Source organism: Marinobacter psychrophilus (assembly GCF_001043175.1).
In the GTDB taxonomy this organism is placed as follows: domain Bacteria; phylum Pseudomonadota; class Gammaproteobacteria; order Pseudomonadales; family Oleiphilaceae; genus Marinobacter; species Marinobacter psychrophilus.
This window is the reverse complement of sequence record NZ_CP011494.1, coordinates 2,701,795-2,717,054: the sequence shown is the minus strand read 5'-3', so window position 1 is coordinate 2,717,054 and position 15,260 is coordinate 2,701,795. Positions and strand designations below refer to the sequence as shown.

Annotated in this window: 13 protein-coding genes; 3 read left to right on the top strand and 10 right to left on the bottom strand. The window is 56.4% G+C overall.

The window, feature by feature from the left end; genetic code table 11:
• Positions 1 to 16: 16 nt before the first annotated feature.
• From ABA45_RS12180 to ABA45_RS12135, 10 genes are all read right to left on the bottom strand, one after another.
• Positions 17 to 706 carry an aspartate/glutamate racemase family protein gene (locus ABA45_RS12180; protein ID WP_048386479.1) on the bottom strand — a complete coding sequence of 230 codons (690 nt, stop codon included), beginning with the start codon at positions 704 to 706 and terminating at the stop codon, positions 17 to 19.
• A 1-nt stretch (position 707) separates the two neighbouring features.
• The gene (locus ABA45_RS12175; protein ID WP_048386477.1) at positions 708 to 2,351 is read right to left on the bottom strand and encodes a phytoene desaturase family protein; all 1,644 of its coding nucleotides are present in this window, start codon (positions 2,349 to 2,351) and stop codon (positions 708 to 710) included.
• Positions 2,352 to 2,356: 5 nt separating this feature from the next.
• Positions 2,357 to 4,075, bottom strand: a complete 1,719-nt coding sequence (locus ABA45_RS12170; protein WP_084708338.1) for an AMP-binding protein — start codon at positions 4,073 to 4,075, stop codon at positions 2,357 to 2,359.
• 65 nt (positions 4,076 to 4,140) lie between these two features.
• The gene (locus ABA45_RS12165) at positions 4,141 to 4,719 is read right to left on the bottom strand and encodes a peroxidase-related enzyme (protein WP_048386474.1); all 579 of its coding nucleotides are present in this window, start codon (positions 4,717 to 4,719) and stop codon (positions 4,141 to 4,143) included.
• A gap of 53 nt (positions 4,720 to 4,772) precedes the next feature.
• The gene (locus ABA45_RS12160) at positions 4,773 to 5,684 is read right to left on the bottom strand and encodes a hydroxymethylglutaryl-CoA lyase (protein WP_048386472.1); all 912 of its coding nucleotides are present in this window, start codon (positions 5,682 to 5,684) and stop codon (positions 4,773 to 4,775) included.
• Positions 5,684 to 7,690, bottom strand: a complete 2,007-nt coding sequence (locus ABA45_RS12155) for an acetyl/propionyl/methylcrotonyl-CoA carboxylase subunit alpha (RefSeq protein ID WP_048386470.1) — start codon at positions 7,688 to 7,690, stop codon at positions 5,684 to 5,686. Before ABA45_RS12155 ends, ABA45_RS12160 begins: the two co-directional genes overlap by 1 nt.
• Complete coding sequence (locus ABA45_RS12150) at positions 7,690 to 8,535, bottom strand: enoyl-CoA hydratase/isomerase family protein (RefSeq protein ID WP_048386468.1); 846 nt, start codon at positions 8,533 to 8,535, stop codon at positions 7,690 to 7,692. The genes ABA45_RS12155 and ABA45_RS12150 overlap by 1 nt, the downstream gene beginning before the upstream one ends.
• Positions 8,536 to 8,548: 13 nt before the next feature.
• Positions 8,549 to 10,156: a carboxyl transferase domain-containing protein gene (locus ABA45_RS12145; RefSeq protein WP_048386466.1), complete on the bottom strand. Its 1,608-nt coding sequence runs from the start codon at positions 10,154 to 10,156 to the stop codon at positions 8,549 to 8,551.
• A gap of 195 nt (positions 10,157 to 10,351) precedes the next feature.
• Entirely contained in the window at positions 10,352 to 11,518 is a 1,167-nt protein-coding gene (locus tag ABA45_RS12140; RefSeq protein WP_014871864.1) for an isovaleryl-CoA dehydrogenase, read from the bottom strand.
• A gap of 24 nt (positions 11,519 to 11,542) precedes the next feature.
• Entirely contained in the window at positions 11,543 to 11,956 is a 414-nt protein-coding gene (locus ABA45_RS12135) for a MerR family transcriptional regulator (RefSeq protein WP_048386464.1), read from the bottom strand.
• 91 nt (positions 11,957 to 12,047) lie between these two features.
• On the opposite strand from ABA45_RS12135, the gene ABA45_RS12130 reads away from it, so the two are divergent.
• The 3 genes from ABA45_RS12130 to ABA45_RS12120 are packed head-to-tail and all read left to right on the top strand — an operon-like array spanning position 12,048 to position 15,245.
• Positions 12,048 to 12,809, top strand: coding sequence for an SDR family NAD(P)-dependent oxidoreductase (locus tag ABA45_RS12130; RefSeq protein ID WP_048386462.1), 762 nt, complete (start codon positions 12,048 to 12,050; stop codon positions 12,807 to 12,809).
• 37 nt (positions 12,810 to 12,846) lie between these two features.
• Positions 12,847 to 13,998: an acyl-CoA dehydrogenase family protein gene (locus ABA45_RS12125; protein ID WP_048386460.1), complete on the top strand. Its 1,152-nt coding sequence runs from the start codon at positions 12,847 to 12,849 to the stop codon at positions 13,996 to 13,998.
• Between the two features lie 53 nt (positions 13,999 to 14,051).
• On the top strand, positions 14,052 to 15,245 hold the full coding sequence (locus ABA45_RS12120; protein WP_048386458.1) for an acetyl-CoA C-acyltransferase: 1,194 nt from the start codon (positions 14,052 to 14,054) through the stop codon (positions 15,243 to 15,245).
• Positions 15,246 to 15,260: the final 15 nt, after the last annotated feature.

Sequence of the window (15,260 nt, the reverse complement as noted above, 5' to 3'; positions counted from 1 at the left end):
AAAGGTGACCGCAGGTTCAATTCAGCGCGAGCGTAACAGCCTGGCCGGCATGAATGTCTGTTGTGTCATAAAGCGCAACCTGTGTATCGGAGGCCTGGATGAGCAGGCTGATCTCGGTGCACCCTAGAATAACGGCCTGCGCCCCTCGAGCGGCCAAGGCAACGACCACATCAAGATACCAGGCCTTTGACTCAGGATTAACAATGCCCTGACACAATTCGTTGAAGATTATTCGGTGGCCCACAGCTCGTTCGTTATCATTTGGAATGATAACGGTAATGCCCTTTTGCTCAAGCCGTTCCCGGTAGAACGCTTGTTCCATGGTGAATTGGGTACCAAGCAGCCCCACCGAGGTTATTCCATCGTTGAGCAGTGCTTTAGCGGTGGCGTCAGCAATATGAAGCAGGGGTATGGCCGTGGCCTGCTCAATTTGCGGGGCGACCTTGTGCATGGTGTTGGTGCAAATAACCAAAAAATCAGCTCCGGCGGACTGCACGGATTGCGCTGCGGCGACCAGTATTCTGGCGGCCCCCTCCCAGTCGCCCTTGTGCTGGAGCGCTTCAATCTCGGAAAAGTCCACGCTGTAGAGTATGAGTTTTGCCGAGTGGAGCCCGCCGAGCTGTTCTCGTACTTTCTGGTTAATCAGGCGGTAATAAGTCTGAGTTGATTCCCAGCTCATACCACCGATGAGGCCAATGGTTTTCATGTCAGCCTAAAAACATCTTTTTGGCCAGTGGCAGGCCGCGTAAACCGCTCACTGCTACGGCCGTTAACAGCCCTCCAATCATCGCGCCTACGACGCCGCACGTCATGATGTCCTGGCCTGTCAGGTACAGGCCGGGGATGCGCGTTTTGGGTTTTAGCCAGTCCTGCTCGAAGCGGTCTGGAGTGTGTGCCACGCCATAAATTTCGCCCTGGCTGTAACGGCAGAAGTGATGGGTAGAAAGCGGTGTAGACAGCTCGTAGTAATCCACTTTTCCCTCCAGGTGCGGGAATTTCTGGTACAGCTTAGTCAGCAAACGCTGGGCGTATTTTTCTTTCTTGGTTTCGTAGTCGTCACCGCGTTTGCCCCAGGTTTTGCCCGCCCATTCGGCATACCACTCAAACGGACCGGGAGCGACAATTTCGATGGTGGCGCGGCCGGGGTAACGTTCGGCGAAGCTGGGGTCCTTGGCAGAGGGGAAAGAAATGTAGGTGAGCGGGATGTCGTTGGCGTCAGGATCGTCCATAAAATCCTGCACCTGCTGCTCGTAATGGGGGCCGGGGTAAATCCAGTAATTGGTTTTTGGCAGGCCCAGATTTTCAGCGGTGTCTTTCAGGCCTATGTAAAGGCAGTTGCTGGCCATAGAGCGTTCTACGGTGGTCAGCTTGTCCTGATAGTAGTCCCAGCTTGGTGCTGTTTTTGGCAGCAGCGTGTTGAAAGTGTTGAACACACCGGCGTTGCTGATGACCAGGGGTGCCCTCACTTCCTCACCGTCGGCCATGGTGACACCTACCGCTTTGCCATTTTCAATCAGAATACGAGTGACGTCAGCGTAGGTGAAGACTTGGCCGCCGCTTTTCTGAATCACCGGCATAATAGTTTTCGCCATCTCTGACGCACCGCCGATCGGGTAGTAACCACCGTGTAAATAGTGCCGGGCTATCAGCGCGTGGATGATAAAGCTGGACTGTGCCGGCGGCAGGCCGTTATCGCCCCATTGGCCGGTAAGCACGGCAATCAGTTCTTGGTTGGAGGTCAGGCTTTCCAGAACCTGGCGAGTCGGTTTGTTCAAAAATGCCGGCGCACGACGTTTTGTAATTTTCGCCAGCGGGCCTACGGCCAGATCGGGCAAAATCTTGCCCAGAACAATGCCCGGCATGGCCTTGGACACCTGGCGCAGGTAATCCAGATAGGTGTCGATGGTGCTGGCTTCATCCGGAAAAGCTGCGACCAGCTCGGCCTTAAAAGGCTCTGGCCCAGCGACCAGATCTACCTGTTTGTCGCCCACAAAAATTCGGTCAAAGTGAGCGTCCATGGGCGCCCACTTCAGCTCGCCGTCGGTGATGTGGTCAAACAGGCGCCGGCCCAAGGTGTGGCTGGTGCCCATATCTCCAATGTAGTGCACGCCCACGTCCCACTCGTAGCCGTTACGGTCGTAACTGTGGGTAAAACCGCCGGCGGTGTAGTGCTGTTCAAACACGGCCACTTTTTTACCCAGTTTGCTCATACAAGCTGCCGCGGCGAGCCCGCCAATGCCAGAGCCAATCACAATAGCGTCATAAGGGCCTTTCAGTCGGTTGGCACGGTAGCGGTGGCCGACGCGAATCGAGCTGGGCTTTGGCTTTGGTCGGGATGTCGAACTTGGCATAGGTTCTATTTTTTTAACCCCATTTCTTCGATGGACATTTCCCGCATTTTAAACTTCTGGATCTTGCCCGTCACTGTCATCGGGAACGCCTCCACAAATTTGTAGTTCCGCGGAATCTTGTAATGGGCGATTTTGCCTTTACAGAATGCAATCAGATCATCGGCATCGACCGAGTCTGCATCGGGCCGAAGTTTCACCCAAGCCACCAGTTCTTCACCGAATTTTTCGTTTGGAATGCCGGTTACCTGAACCTCTTCAATGGAAGGGTGGGTGTACAAAAACTCTTCAACTTCTTTCGGATAGATGTTTTCGCCGCCGCGAATCACCATGTCCTTAATTCGGCCGACAATCTGAATGTAGCCGTCTTCATCCATGGTGGCCAGGTCGCCGGTGTGCATCCAGCCTGAATCGTCTATGGTTTCGCGGGTTTTTTCAGCGTTGTTCCAATACTTCAGCATGACGCTGTAACCGCGGGTGCACAGCTCTCCAATCGTGCCGCGGGCCACTATATTACCACTGGCCGGCTCAATAATTTTGTTCTCCAGGTGGGGCTGAGTGCGGCCTACGGTGGTCACCTGCTTCTCGAACGGATCCTGGGAGCTGGTCTGGGTAGATACCGGGCTGGTTTCGGTCATGCCGTAGGCTATTTGAACTTCCTTCATGTTCATCTTGCCATTGACCTTTTTCATCACCTCGGCCGGGCAGATAGAGCCGGCCATAATACCGGTGCGCAGAGTCGACAAGTCATAGGTTTCAAACTCTGGATCTGCCAATTCCGCAATGAACATGGTGGGTACGCCGTAAAGCGCAGTCGCTTTTTCCTGGTGCACGGCCTGCAACACGGCTTTTGGCTCAAAGCCTTCGCCGGGGTAGATCATGGTAGAACCGTGAGTGACGCAGCCAAGGTTCCCCATCACCATGCCAAAGCAGTGGTACAGGGGTACCGGAATGACCAATCGGTCTTTCTCGCTCAGGCGCTGGCTTTCGCCGACAAAAAAGCCGTTGTTAAGGATGTTGTGGTGGGTAAGAGCGGCGCCCTTCGGGCTTCCGGTGGTACCAGAGGTGAATTGGATGTTGATAGGGTCGTCGAATTGGAGTTGGCTTTGGATCTTGTCGACGTTTTTCTGGTCGACCTGATCGGCAAACTCGATAAATTCGGCCCAGCTCCACATGCCTGCGTGTTGCTCGGTGTCCATATTGACCACGGCACGCAAGTCTGCCAGGCGCCGGGCTTTGATCTTGCCAGCGGCGCTGGCTTTCAGTTCGGGCGCCAGCTCATAGAGTGTTTGACGGTAATCAGATGCTTTGAATCGGTCAGCGGTGACCAGCACGCTGATGCCGGACAGGTTCATGGCGTATTCCAGCTCATAAGCACCGTAGGCCGGGTTTAGATTCACCAGAATGGCGCCTATTTTGGCCGTGGCAAACTGGGTAACGGTCCATTCGTAACGGTTGGGCGACCAGATGCCCACCCGATCGCCACGCTTGACGTCAATGGCCAGGAAAGCTCGCGCCGCCTGGTTGACCTTGGCCAAGAATTCTTTATAGGTCCAGCGAATGTTTTGGTGCAGGCACACCAGGGCTTCGTTATCGGGAAACTTCTCAGCGGTACAGTCGAGCATTTCACCGATGGTCATGCCCAACAGTGGGGTTGTGGATGGCCCGCTTGTATAACTCGGTAAAGAATAATTTGGTAAAGAGTCGCTAGGAAGAGTCTGAGTCATTGTCTGCCTCCATTTATTGTTGTTCGGGACGGTCCGGCGCACCGGCTAAAAAGTTAATGCTACTGTTAGCGGGCCTTGCTGTGATATTCGGGGTTCGGTCGCATGTCGCTGGTGATCGCTACGCGGTTCGACATGTTGTAGAAACCGATCACGTTGCCCAAATCCCAGATGCCGCTGTCACTAAAGCCAGCGCCGCGCAAGGCATGCACCTGTTCTTCGCCGACGGTGGCGGGTGAGCGGGTCAGGAGTGATGCGTAATCCAGCATGGCTCGCTGGCGTTTATCCAGCGTTGCGGTCCGGTAGTTCATCACCAAGTGCTCGCCTAACGTCGGGTCGCCACTTAGTACACGCACCGCGGCGCCGTGGGCCACCAAGCAGTAAAAGCATTTGTTCTCCGCGGACACCACCACGGCCACCATTTCGCGCTCCAGCTTGCTAAGCTCGCCTTCGCCCATCATCAGCTCGTTATAAAGACGGGAAAAACCATCCAGCTGTTTCAGGTTCTGGCTGTAGGCGGTCAATACGTTTGGGATCATGCCCAGCTTTTCCTGGCAAATTTCAAAGTATTTGCGAACGTCGTCCGGTAGCTCGGCGATTTCGGGAATGGGTAGATCGAGAGCGACAGCATTGTTGTTCTGGTTCATGTCAGGTCCTTCGTTTCATGTATTAGGTGTCAGGTATTAGGCATGTCGCGCCATTAGCGAGAGTCAGCTTCTGCCAGGGCCAGTCCAACCTTGGAGCCGTTGCGGCGCTTCAGGCGATAGCTGATCCAATTGCCTGTCGCCACCAGTTGGCGCAGATCAACGCCGGTTTCAATGCCCAGCCCATCCAGCATGTACAGCACGTCTTCGGTGGCCACATTGCCAGAGGCACCTTTGGCATAGGGGCAACCACCCAGGCCGGCCACAGAGGCATCTATCACCGCCACGCCTTCTTCTAGCACCGCGTACAGATTGGCCAAGGCCTGGCCGTAGGTGTCGTGAAAGTGTGCCGCCAGATGTTCAACCGGAACCTGACGGGCAACGGCTTCGAGCATACGCTTGGCCTTGACCGGGGTGCCGGTGCCAATGGTGTCGCCGAGTGAAATTTCATGGCAGCCCATGTCAAACAGGGCTTTGGCCACTTCGGCTACTTTGGCCGGGGCAATCTCGCCTTCGTAAGGGCAGCCCAGCACGGTGGACACGTAGCCACGCACTGGAATGCCGTTGTGCTTTGCGGCTTCTATGACTGGAAAAAAGCGCTCAAGGCTTTCGGCGATGGAGCAGTTGATGTTTTTCTGGCTGAACGATTCTGAGGCTGCGCCAAACACGGCCACTTCTCCAGCGCCCGCGGCGAGCGCGCCTTCAAAACCACGCAGGTTGGGTGTTAGCGCTGCATAGCACACACCGGGCTTGCGCTCGATCAGTGCCATCACGTCGCTGGCGTCAGCCATTTGCGGCACCCAGCGTGGTGATACAAAGCTGGCAGCTTCCACATGGGTAAGCCCGCACTCTACCAAACGCTTGATCAGCCGAGCTTTTACTGCGGTAGGAATCACCGGGCCGGGCTCGTTCTGCAAGCCATCGCGGGGGCTCATTTCTACCAGTCTTACACGCTTGGGAAAGGCCATTAGCCTGCCTCCTGTTGCTCGCTCTCAGTTTCTACTTGCACTGCAATCAATTCTGCGCCTTCCGCCACCTGGTCACCCTCGGCGTAGAAGATGTCGGTTACTACGCCGTCTGATGGCGCCTTAATGGCGTGCTCCATTTTCATGGCTTCCATAATCACCAGAGTTTGGCCGCTGACTACTTTATCGCCTACTTTGGCCTGAATCGCCACTACTGCACCGTTCATGGGTGCGGCCAAGCTGCCTTCGCTGGCCATTTCTTCAAAGCCGTAGGTTTCACGATAGACCACACACGGGAAGGTTTGCCCTTGATGGAACAAAACCAGTTGATCCTTATGCAGGTTGCCGTGCACGCTCAGACGGTGACCGTTAACCACCGCTTGCAGGTGATCATCGTCGAGCCGGGCATTCAAGTTGTAAAGGTTGCCGTTTACCGTGACCTGATAACCGTCGTCTTGCTCCAACACCTTCAGCTCGTGGATGTCGTCGCCCACTTTGAACTGCAATGGTTGAGCGTATTCCGAATTCATGCGCCAGCTGTTTTGGCGGCCGAATGGCGACCAGGGATCCTGGGCGTTTACTTCACCGGCTTTACGCTGCTCCAGTACGAAGCCAGCGGCCAGTACCAGGGCTTTTTGAGTGTCTAGCCGTGATTTCGGGAACAGCAAATCGTGGTGGTCGTCGATGAACCCGGTGGTCAGCTTTGCCTCGCGGAAGGGCTGGGCATCGGCCAGAGCGTGCAAGAAGCGGATGTTGGTTTTCACGCCTGCGATGCGGTAGCTCTCCAGTGCCTGCACCATTCGGTTAATGGCTTGTTCCCGGGTTTCATCCCAGACAATCAGTTTGGCAATCATCGGGTCGTAATGAATGCTGATTTCGTCGCCTTCGGTCACGCCGGTGTCTACCCGCACGTGTGCGTTTTCATCGGGCGTGGTTAAATAACGCAGGGTGCCGGTGGCGGGCAGAAAGTCCTGATCCGGGTCTTCGGCGTAAATCCGGGCTTCCAGTGCGTGACCACGGGTTTTTACCTCGTCTTGCGCCAGTGGCAGCAGGTCGCCCCAGGCCACTTTCAATTGCCATTCCACCAGATCCTGGCCGGTGACCATTTCGGTGACCGGGTGCTCTACTTGCAACCGGGTGTTCATTTCCATAAAGAAGAACGAGCCGTCGACGTCGTAGAGAAATTCAACGGTGCCGGCGCCAACGTAATGTATCGCTTTGGCGGCGGTTACAGCGGCTTCACCCATGGCCTTGCGGGTGTCATCACTCAGACCGGGTGCGGGGGCTTCCTCCAGCACTTTCTGGTGGCGCCGTTGTACCGAGCAGTCGCGCTCGGCCAGATACACGCCGTTGCCGTGCTGGTCGCAAAACACCTGGATTTCCACGTGGCGGGGCTGGGTCAGATAGCGCTCGATCAGCATATCCGGGTTGCCGAACGCGTTTTTAGATTCACGCTGGGCGGCGGCCAGGGCTTCATCAAACTCGCCCATGTGAGTCACTACTCGCATACCTTTGCCGCCGCCGCCGGCAACGGCTTTCAGTAGCAGCGGGAAACCGCATTTTTCGGCTTCGGCGCGCAAGGTTTCCAGTGCCTGGTCAGCACCGTGGTAGCCTGGCACCAACGGCACGCCGGCTTTGCCCATAATTTCCTTGGCGGCGGATTTGGAACCCATGGCAGCGATGGCCGAGGAGGGTGGGCCAATAAACACCAGATTGTTAGTCTCGCAGGACTCGGCAAAGCCGGTATTTTCGGACAAAAATCCGTAACCGGGGTGAATGGCCTGAGCCCCACTTTTCAGCGCGACCTCGATAATGATGTCACCGCGCAAATAACTTTCAGAGCTGGCGGCGGGACCGATGCGAAAGGCCTCGTCGGCCATGGCCACGTGGCGGGCGTTGGCGTCGGCATCGGAATAGACAGCCACACAGCGGATACCCATGGCGTGAGCGGTTTCTATAATCCGGCAGGCGATTTCGCCGCGGTTGGCGATCAGTATCTTTGTAAACATCAGTGTTGGTCCTCCGGAACCCAGCTGGCGGCACGTTTTTCAAGGAAAGCGGCAAGGCCTTCCTGGCCTTCTTGTCCCACGCGGATATCAGCAATGCGTTGGGCCGTATCTTCAATCACGTCTGCACTCAGTGGCTGTTGGCTGACGGCAAAAATGAGTGCTTTGGCGGCGCCCATGGCTTGCGGGCCATTGCCGGCCAGCTGCTGCAGCATTCGGTCGCAGCGGGTTTGCAGGTCGTCGTTGTCGCTCGCCACCATGTGGACCAGCCCAAACTCGCAGGCCTGATGGGCGTTGAATACTTCCGCCGTCAGAAAATATCGCCGTGCCTGGCGTTCGCCGATGGCACGCACCACGTACGGGCTGATCACGGCTGGAATCAGCCCCAGCTTCACTTCGCTTAAGCAGAATGTGCTTTGTTCGGTTGCGATCACCATATCGCAGCAGGCTGCAAGGCCTACGGCACCGCCAAAAGCGGCACCCTGAACCAGCCCGATCACAGGCTGTGGCAGGCTGTTCAGCACCGACATCAGGCGCGCGAGCTGCCGCGAATCGTTCAGGTTTTCCTGTTGGCTGTTGTCGGCCATGCGCCGCATCCAGCCCAGATCCGCTCCGGCGGAAAAGTGTTTGCCTTCGGAACGCAGTACCACCACGTTTGTGCTGCTGTCTTGCCCGATCTGTTCGAACGCGGCAATCAACTGGCTGATGATCACGTCATCAAAGGCGTTGCGTTTTTCAGGGCGGTTTAACACCACCTCGGTCACACCGGGGCTGCGGGTGTGGATCACAACAGCTCGATTTTGGGCAGAGTTAGGCGCCGGGTTCGGGACAGAATTTGGTTCGGTCATGGTCATTCCCCCGTTACATGCGGAACACGCCGAAGCGTGTTGGCTGGGCGGGGCGGTTAAGTGTGGCCGACAGACTCAGAGCCACTACTTCACGGGTTTGGGCTGGGTCTATCACGCCGTCGTCCCACAGGCGGGCACTGGCGAAGTAGGGGTGGCCCTGGTGTTCGTAGGTGTCAATAATCGGTCGTTTAAACGCGGCTTCGTCGTCCTGGCTCCAGGTTTCGCCATTGCGTTCCATGCCGTCGCGGCGAACCTGTGCGAGTACACCGGCAGCTTGTTCGCCACCCATTACGGAAATGCGGGCGTTAGGCCACATCCACAGGAAATCGGGGCTGTAGGCGCGGCCGCACATGCCGTAGTTTCCTGCGCCGAAACTGCCGCCGATCAGTACGGTAATTTTTGGCACGTTGGCGCAAGCGACGGCCATCACCATTTTGGCGCCGTGTTTGGCAATGCCTTCGGCTTCGTGCTTCTGGCCCACCATAAAGCCGGTCACATTTTGCAGGAACAGCAGTGGAATATTGCGCTGGCAGCAAAGCTCTATGAAGTGGGCGCCTTTTTGGGCGGATTCGCTGAACAGTATGCCGTTGTTGGCAATAATGCCTACCGGATAGCCGTGCACATGGGCAAAGCCGGTGACCAGGGTCTGACCGTAATAGCGTTTGAATTCGTCGAATTCTGAGCCGTCGACAACGCGGGCGATGACGTCGCGCACGTCAAACTGTTTGCGCAGGTCGGTGCCGACAATGCCGTAAATTTCGCTGGCGTCGAACAGGGGCGCCTTGGGTTTGCGAATTTGCACGTCTGCGGGTTTACGGCGGTTCAGGTTAGACACGCAGCGGCGCGCGATGTCTAAGGCGTGGGCGTCATTTTCGGCGTAATGGTCGGCCACACCGGACACTTTGCAGTGTACGTCGGCACCGCCCAGATCTTCGGCGCTGACCACTTCACCGGTGGCGGCTTTGACCAGTGGCGGGCCGGCCAGAAAGATGGTGCCCTGGTTGCGCACGATGATGGATTCGTCGGCCATGGCCGGAACGTAAGCGCCGCCGGCGGTGCACAAACCCATCACCACGGCAATTTGGGGGATGTCTTCGGCAGACATGCGGGCCTGATTATAAAATATGCGGCCGAAGTGATCACGATCAGGGAACACTTCATCCTGGCGCGGCAGGTAGGCGCCGCCGGAGTCTACCAGGTAGATACAGGGCAGGCGGTTGGCAAGGGCGATTTCCTGGGCCCGCAGGTGTTTCTTAACGGTCAGCGGGTAGTAGGAGCCGCCTTTTACGGTGGCGTCGTTCGCGATGATCATGCATTCGGTGCCGTTAACGCGGCCTATACCGGCAACCAGACCGGCGGCGGGTATGTTGTCTTCATAGACGTCATATGCAGCGAGCTGGCCGATTTCGAGGAACGGCGAGCCGTCGTCCAACAAGCGGTTAATACGTTCCCGGGGCAGCAATTTGCCACGGGCAATGTGGCGTTCCTGGTAGCTGGGGCCGCCGCCTTGCTGAATAGTGGCAACTTTTTCTCGCAGGTCGGCTACGGCGTCTGTCATGGATTGGTGTTTGGCCTGAAATTCTTCAGATCTGGAGTTGATTTTGCTTTGGAGTATTGTCATGTTTCCTGGCCTCGAGTTTCGGGGCGGCGGGGCTGGCGGGGCGTCTTTCCGGGAACCGCTACGAGCACATCCATGTGCGCTTCGCTGTGGCCATTCATGGCCACAGACATTCCCGGAAAGACACCCCGCCAGCCCCTCGTCATAATTTGAGTGTGCGTTTAAAAGGGGACAGATTTTAAATCTGTCCCTGGTGTCTTACTTGTTTAGAAACAGCTCTCGTCCAATCAGCATGCGGCGAATTTCCGAGGTGCCGGCCCCGATTTCGTACAGCTTGGCGTCGCGCAGCAGGCGGCCGGTGGGGTAGTCGTTGACGTAGCCGTTGCCGCCCAGCAGCTGGATCGCGTCCAGGGCCAGTTTTGTCCCCATTTCGGCGGAGTAGAGGATTGCACCGGCGGCGTCTTTGCGGGTGGTTTCACCGCGGTCGGCAGACTGGGCGACCATGTAAACATAGGATTTGGCGGTGTTCATGTAGGTGTACATGTCGGCCACTTTGCCTTGTACCAGTTCGAATTCGCCGATCGCCTGGCCGAACTGTTTGCGTTCGCGGATGTAGGGCACAACCACGTCCATGGCGGCTTGCATAATACCCAACGGGCCACCTGCGAGTACCAAGCGTTCGTAGTCGAGGCCGCTCATCAGTACTCGGGCACCGCCACCGAGTTGGCCAAGGATGTTTTCCTTGGGTACTTGGCAATCTTGAAACACCAGTTCGCAGGTGTTGGAGCCGCGCATGCCCAGCTTGTCGAGTTTCTGGTGGCGACTGAAGCCAGGCGCGTCGCGTTCTACGATGAAGGCGGTGATGCCTTTCGAGCCGGCTTTCACGTCAGTTTTGGCGTAGATCACGTAAACGTGGGCGTCAGGGCCGTTGGTGATCCACATTTTATTGCCGTTCAGCACGTAGTGGTCACCGGCGTCTTTGGCGCTCAGTTTCATGGAGATGACGTCGGAACCAGAGTTGGGTTCAGACATGGCCAAAGCGCCTATGTGTTCGCCGCTGAGCAGCTTGGGCAGATATTGCTGTTTCTGCTCTTCGGTGCCGTTGCTGTGAATCTGGTTCACACACAAATTAGAGTGAGCGCCGTACGACAAACCTACCGATGCGGAGGCGCGGCTGATTTCTTCCATCGCAATTACGTGGGCCAGGTAGCCCATGCCGGAACCGCCGTAGGCCTCGTCGACAGTGATGCCGAGCAGGCCCATGTCGCCAAACTTCTTCCACAAATCCATGGGGAATTCGTTGGACCGGTCAATGTCTGCCGCACGCGGTGCAATTTCGCGGGTGGCGAAACCGTTGATTTGCTCGCGCAGCATGTCCAGGGTTTCGCCAAGGCCGAAGTTCAGTTCCGAGTATTGCGATTTCATGATGGTCACCTTGTTATTGGGTCGTTAGTGCTGTGTTGCCGTCTGCTTTTTTATTTGCAGTTCGCTCAATGCTTCGAGACAGCGGGCCTCGGCGTTTTCCATCTCCATCTCAACGATCGCGATGTCTTCCTTTTGCTGAGCGAGCGCCTCACGGCGGCGTTTTATAGTTTGCAGCATCAGCAACAGCTGTTTTTCATTACCACTGGTGGTTTCGTCCCACAGGTCAAACAACTCTTTGGTCTCGGCCAGCGACAGTCCCATTCGTTTACCGCGCAGGATTAATTTCAGCCGCACCCGGTCTTTGGAACTAAAGATGCGGGTTTGGCCTTTACGGCTGGGTTTTAGCAAGCCCTGATCTTCGTAAAAGCGAACGCTACGGGTCGTTACGTCAAACTCCTGAGCCAGTTCGCTGATGCTGTATGTTTTCTTTGCAGCCATTGAGTGTTTCCTTTTTTTGTCAGGTTAGTTAAAGTTTACGTAAACGTAAAGCATTTGATTGTATTGTTATCTACAGCAACGGGAGTATCCGATGGAATTTAAGAACGTAGCAGCCATTGTAACAGGCGGCGCATCTGGCCTTGGCGAAGGCGCAGCGCGGGCGCTGGCGGCAGCGGGTTGCAAGGTAGCGATCTTCGATTTGCAGAAGGAACGCGGTGAAGCTGTTGCAAAAGAGTTGGGGGGGATCTTTGTTGAGTGTGACGTCAGTTCCGCCGCAAGTGCCGAAGCAGCTTTTACCAAAGCCAACGAAGCGCATGGTTTTTGTGGCGTTGCCGTAAACTGCGCAGGCGTCGCCACCGCAGGTAAAATTCTAGGGCGCGAGGGTGCGCTGCCACTGGAAAACTTCAGTAAGGTGGTGCAAGTCAATCTGATCGGAACCTTTAACATACTGCGACTGGCAGCGGCGGAAATGGCTCAGCGTGAACCCAATGCTGACGGTGAACGGGGCGTTATCATCAACACTGCGTCTATCGCGGCCTATGAAGGGCAGGTTGGTCAGGCGGCCTACAGTGCGTCCAAGGGCGGCGTTGTTGCCTTAACTCTGCAGGCTGCTCGTGAGCTGGCGCGTGAGGGTATTCGAGTGAATACCATTGCCCCTGGGCTGTTTATGACGCCGATGATTGCCGGCATGCCGCAGGAAGTACAAGACAGCCTGGCGGCAACTTTGCTGTTTCCCAAACGCCTGGGTAAGCCGGAAGAGTTTGGCATGATGGTAGACCAGATGGTGCGTAACCCGGTGCTGAATGGCGAAGTCATCCGTCTTGATAGCGCTTTGCGTATGGCCCCGAGATAAGCGGCCCTTCAGCAATTTATCATAAGCAGGAGTTTGTATGACTGCGACTGTCGATCAAGAAGAATTGACGTTATTCCGTGAGTCGGTAATCAAGGCACTGGAAAAAGAAATCAAACCTCACTATGAGCAGTGGGAAAAAGACGGCATTGCCCCGCGCAAGCTTTGGAACACTCTGGGCGATGCCGGCATGCTGTGCGTAGACGTGCCCGAGGACTGTGGCGGTTGCGGCGCACCCTTTCAGTATTCGGTGGTGGTGGGTGAGGAGCTGGCGCGGATGGGTTTTGGTGCGTTGTCCACCAATGTGATGGTGCACTCCGATATTGTCGCGCCTTACCTGAGCCACTTGGGCAACGACGAGCAAAAAAAGCAGTGGCTACCAAAAATGGTTTCCGGTGAAGCCGTGGGCGCCATTGCCATGACCGAACCCGGCGCTGGCAGTGATTTGCAGGCGATGCGCACCAGTGCCGTAAAAAATGGCGACGACTACATTCTGAACGGCTCCAAGACCTTTATTACCAATGGCCAGCACGCGGATATGGTGATCGTGGCCGCCAAAACCGATCCTTCCGCCGGTGCCAAGGGCGTCAGCCTGTTTCTGGTGGACACCACTCTGGAAGGTTATGGCGTTGGTCGCAATCTGGACAAAATTGGCCAGCATGCCGGTGATACCTCCGAGTTGTTCTTTGCGGATATGCGGGTGCCAGCGTCGGCGTTATTAGGCGAGGCCGGCAAAGGCTTTGTTTATTTGATGCAGGAACTGGCGCGTGAACGCTTGGTGATTGGTGCGTTGGGCGTTGCGGCTGCCCGCGGTGCCCTAGACCTGACCGTTGCTTACTGTCAGGAGCGGGTGTTGTTTGGCCAGAAGTTGGCCCAGTTGCAGAACACCCGTTTTGAAATGGCCCGCATGGAAACCGAATACCGCATCAACAAGGCTTTTGTAGATCAGTGCATCAACGAATACGTCGCCGGCACTCTGGATGCTGCGACGGCCTCTATGGCCAAATACAGCGCGACTGAAATGCAGTGCCGGGTGACGGATGGCTGCCTGCAACTGTTTGGCGGTTACGGCTATACCAGTGAGTACCCGATTTCACGGGCCTTTGCGGATGCCCGCGTGCAGCGCATTTACGGCGGTACGTCGGAAATTATGAAGGAAATTATTGCTCGCTCAATTTTTGGGCGCGCCTGATTAACGATGACTAATAACGATCAAACCTTTCAATAAAACGGGGACAAGCAACGATGACTGACACCTCCAATGATAATTTCATAGTAATAGCCGGCGCCGCCCGCACGCCCATGGGCGGCATGATGGGCTCGCTGAGCAGCGTGCCTTCGCCACAGTTGGGCGCGGTTGCGATAAAAGCCGCCATCGAGCGTTCGGGCCTGAAGCCTGCTGACATTGATGAAGTCATCATGGGTTGCGTATTGCCGGCCGGCTTGGGTCAGGCACCCGCACGCCAAGCCTCCCGCGGTGCCGGCATACCAGACAGCTCCGGCTGCACCACCGTTAACAAAATGTGCGGATCGGGCATGCAGGCGGTCATGATCGCCCACGATCAGATCAAAGCCGGCACCAACAACATTATGGTTGCCGGTGGTATGGAAAACATGAGCCAGGCGCCGTATCTGCTACCCAAGGCTCGCGGCGGAATGCGCATGGGCCATGGCCAAGTCATGGACAGCATGTTCCTCGACGGCCTGGAAGACGCCTATGAAGGCAGTCTGATGGGCGTTTTTGCACAAAAGAGCGCGGATGACTATAAGATCACCCGTGAGCAAATGGATAACTTTGCCATCGAGTCCCTTAACCGTGCTAATGCAGCTATCGATAACGGCTGGTTCGCGCCCGAAATCTGCGCGGTCAGCATCGCCGGTCGTGGTGGCGATACAGTGGTAGATACCGACGAGCAGCCCGGCAATGCTCGCCCGGACAAGATCCCCACGCTGAAACCTGCGTTCAAGAAAGACGGAACGGTAACCGCTGCCAATGCCAGCTCCATCAGCGACGGCGCCTCAGCACTGGTACTGGCTTCTGCAAAAGAAGCCAAAGCTCGTGGCTTGCACCCACAGGCAAAAATCATTGCCCACGCCACCCACGCCCAGTTACCCGCTGAGTTCACCCTGGCCCCCATCGGCGCCATCGACAAAGTCCTGAAAAAAGCCGGCTGGGGCAAAGACGACGTAGACCTTTACGAAATAAACGAAGCCTTCGCGGTGGTCTCCCTTTTGGCCATCAACGAACTGGGCCTGGATGCCAATAAAGTAAACGTGTACGGCGGCGCCTGCGCCCTCGGCCACCCCATTGGCTCCTCCGGCTCAAGAATTTTGGTCACTCTGATTAACGCATTGAAGCAAAAAGGCCTGAAGCGCGGCGTTGCTGCACTTTGCATCGGCGGTGGTGAGGCAACGGCTGTGGCCATCGAACTGGTCTGATGCCAGTAGAGACAA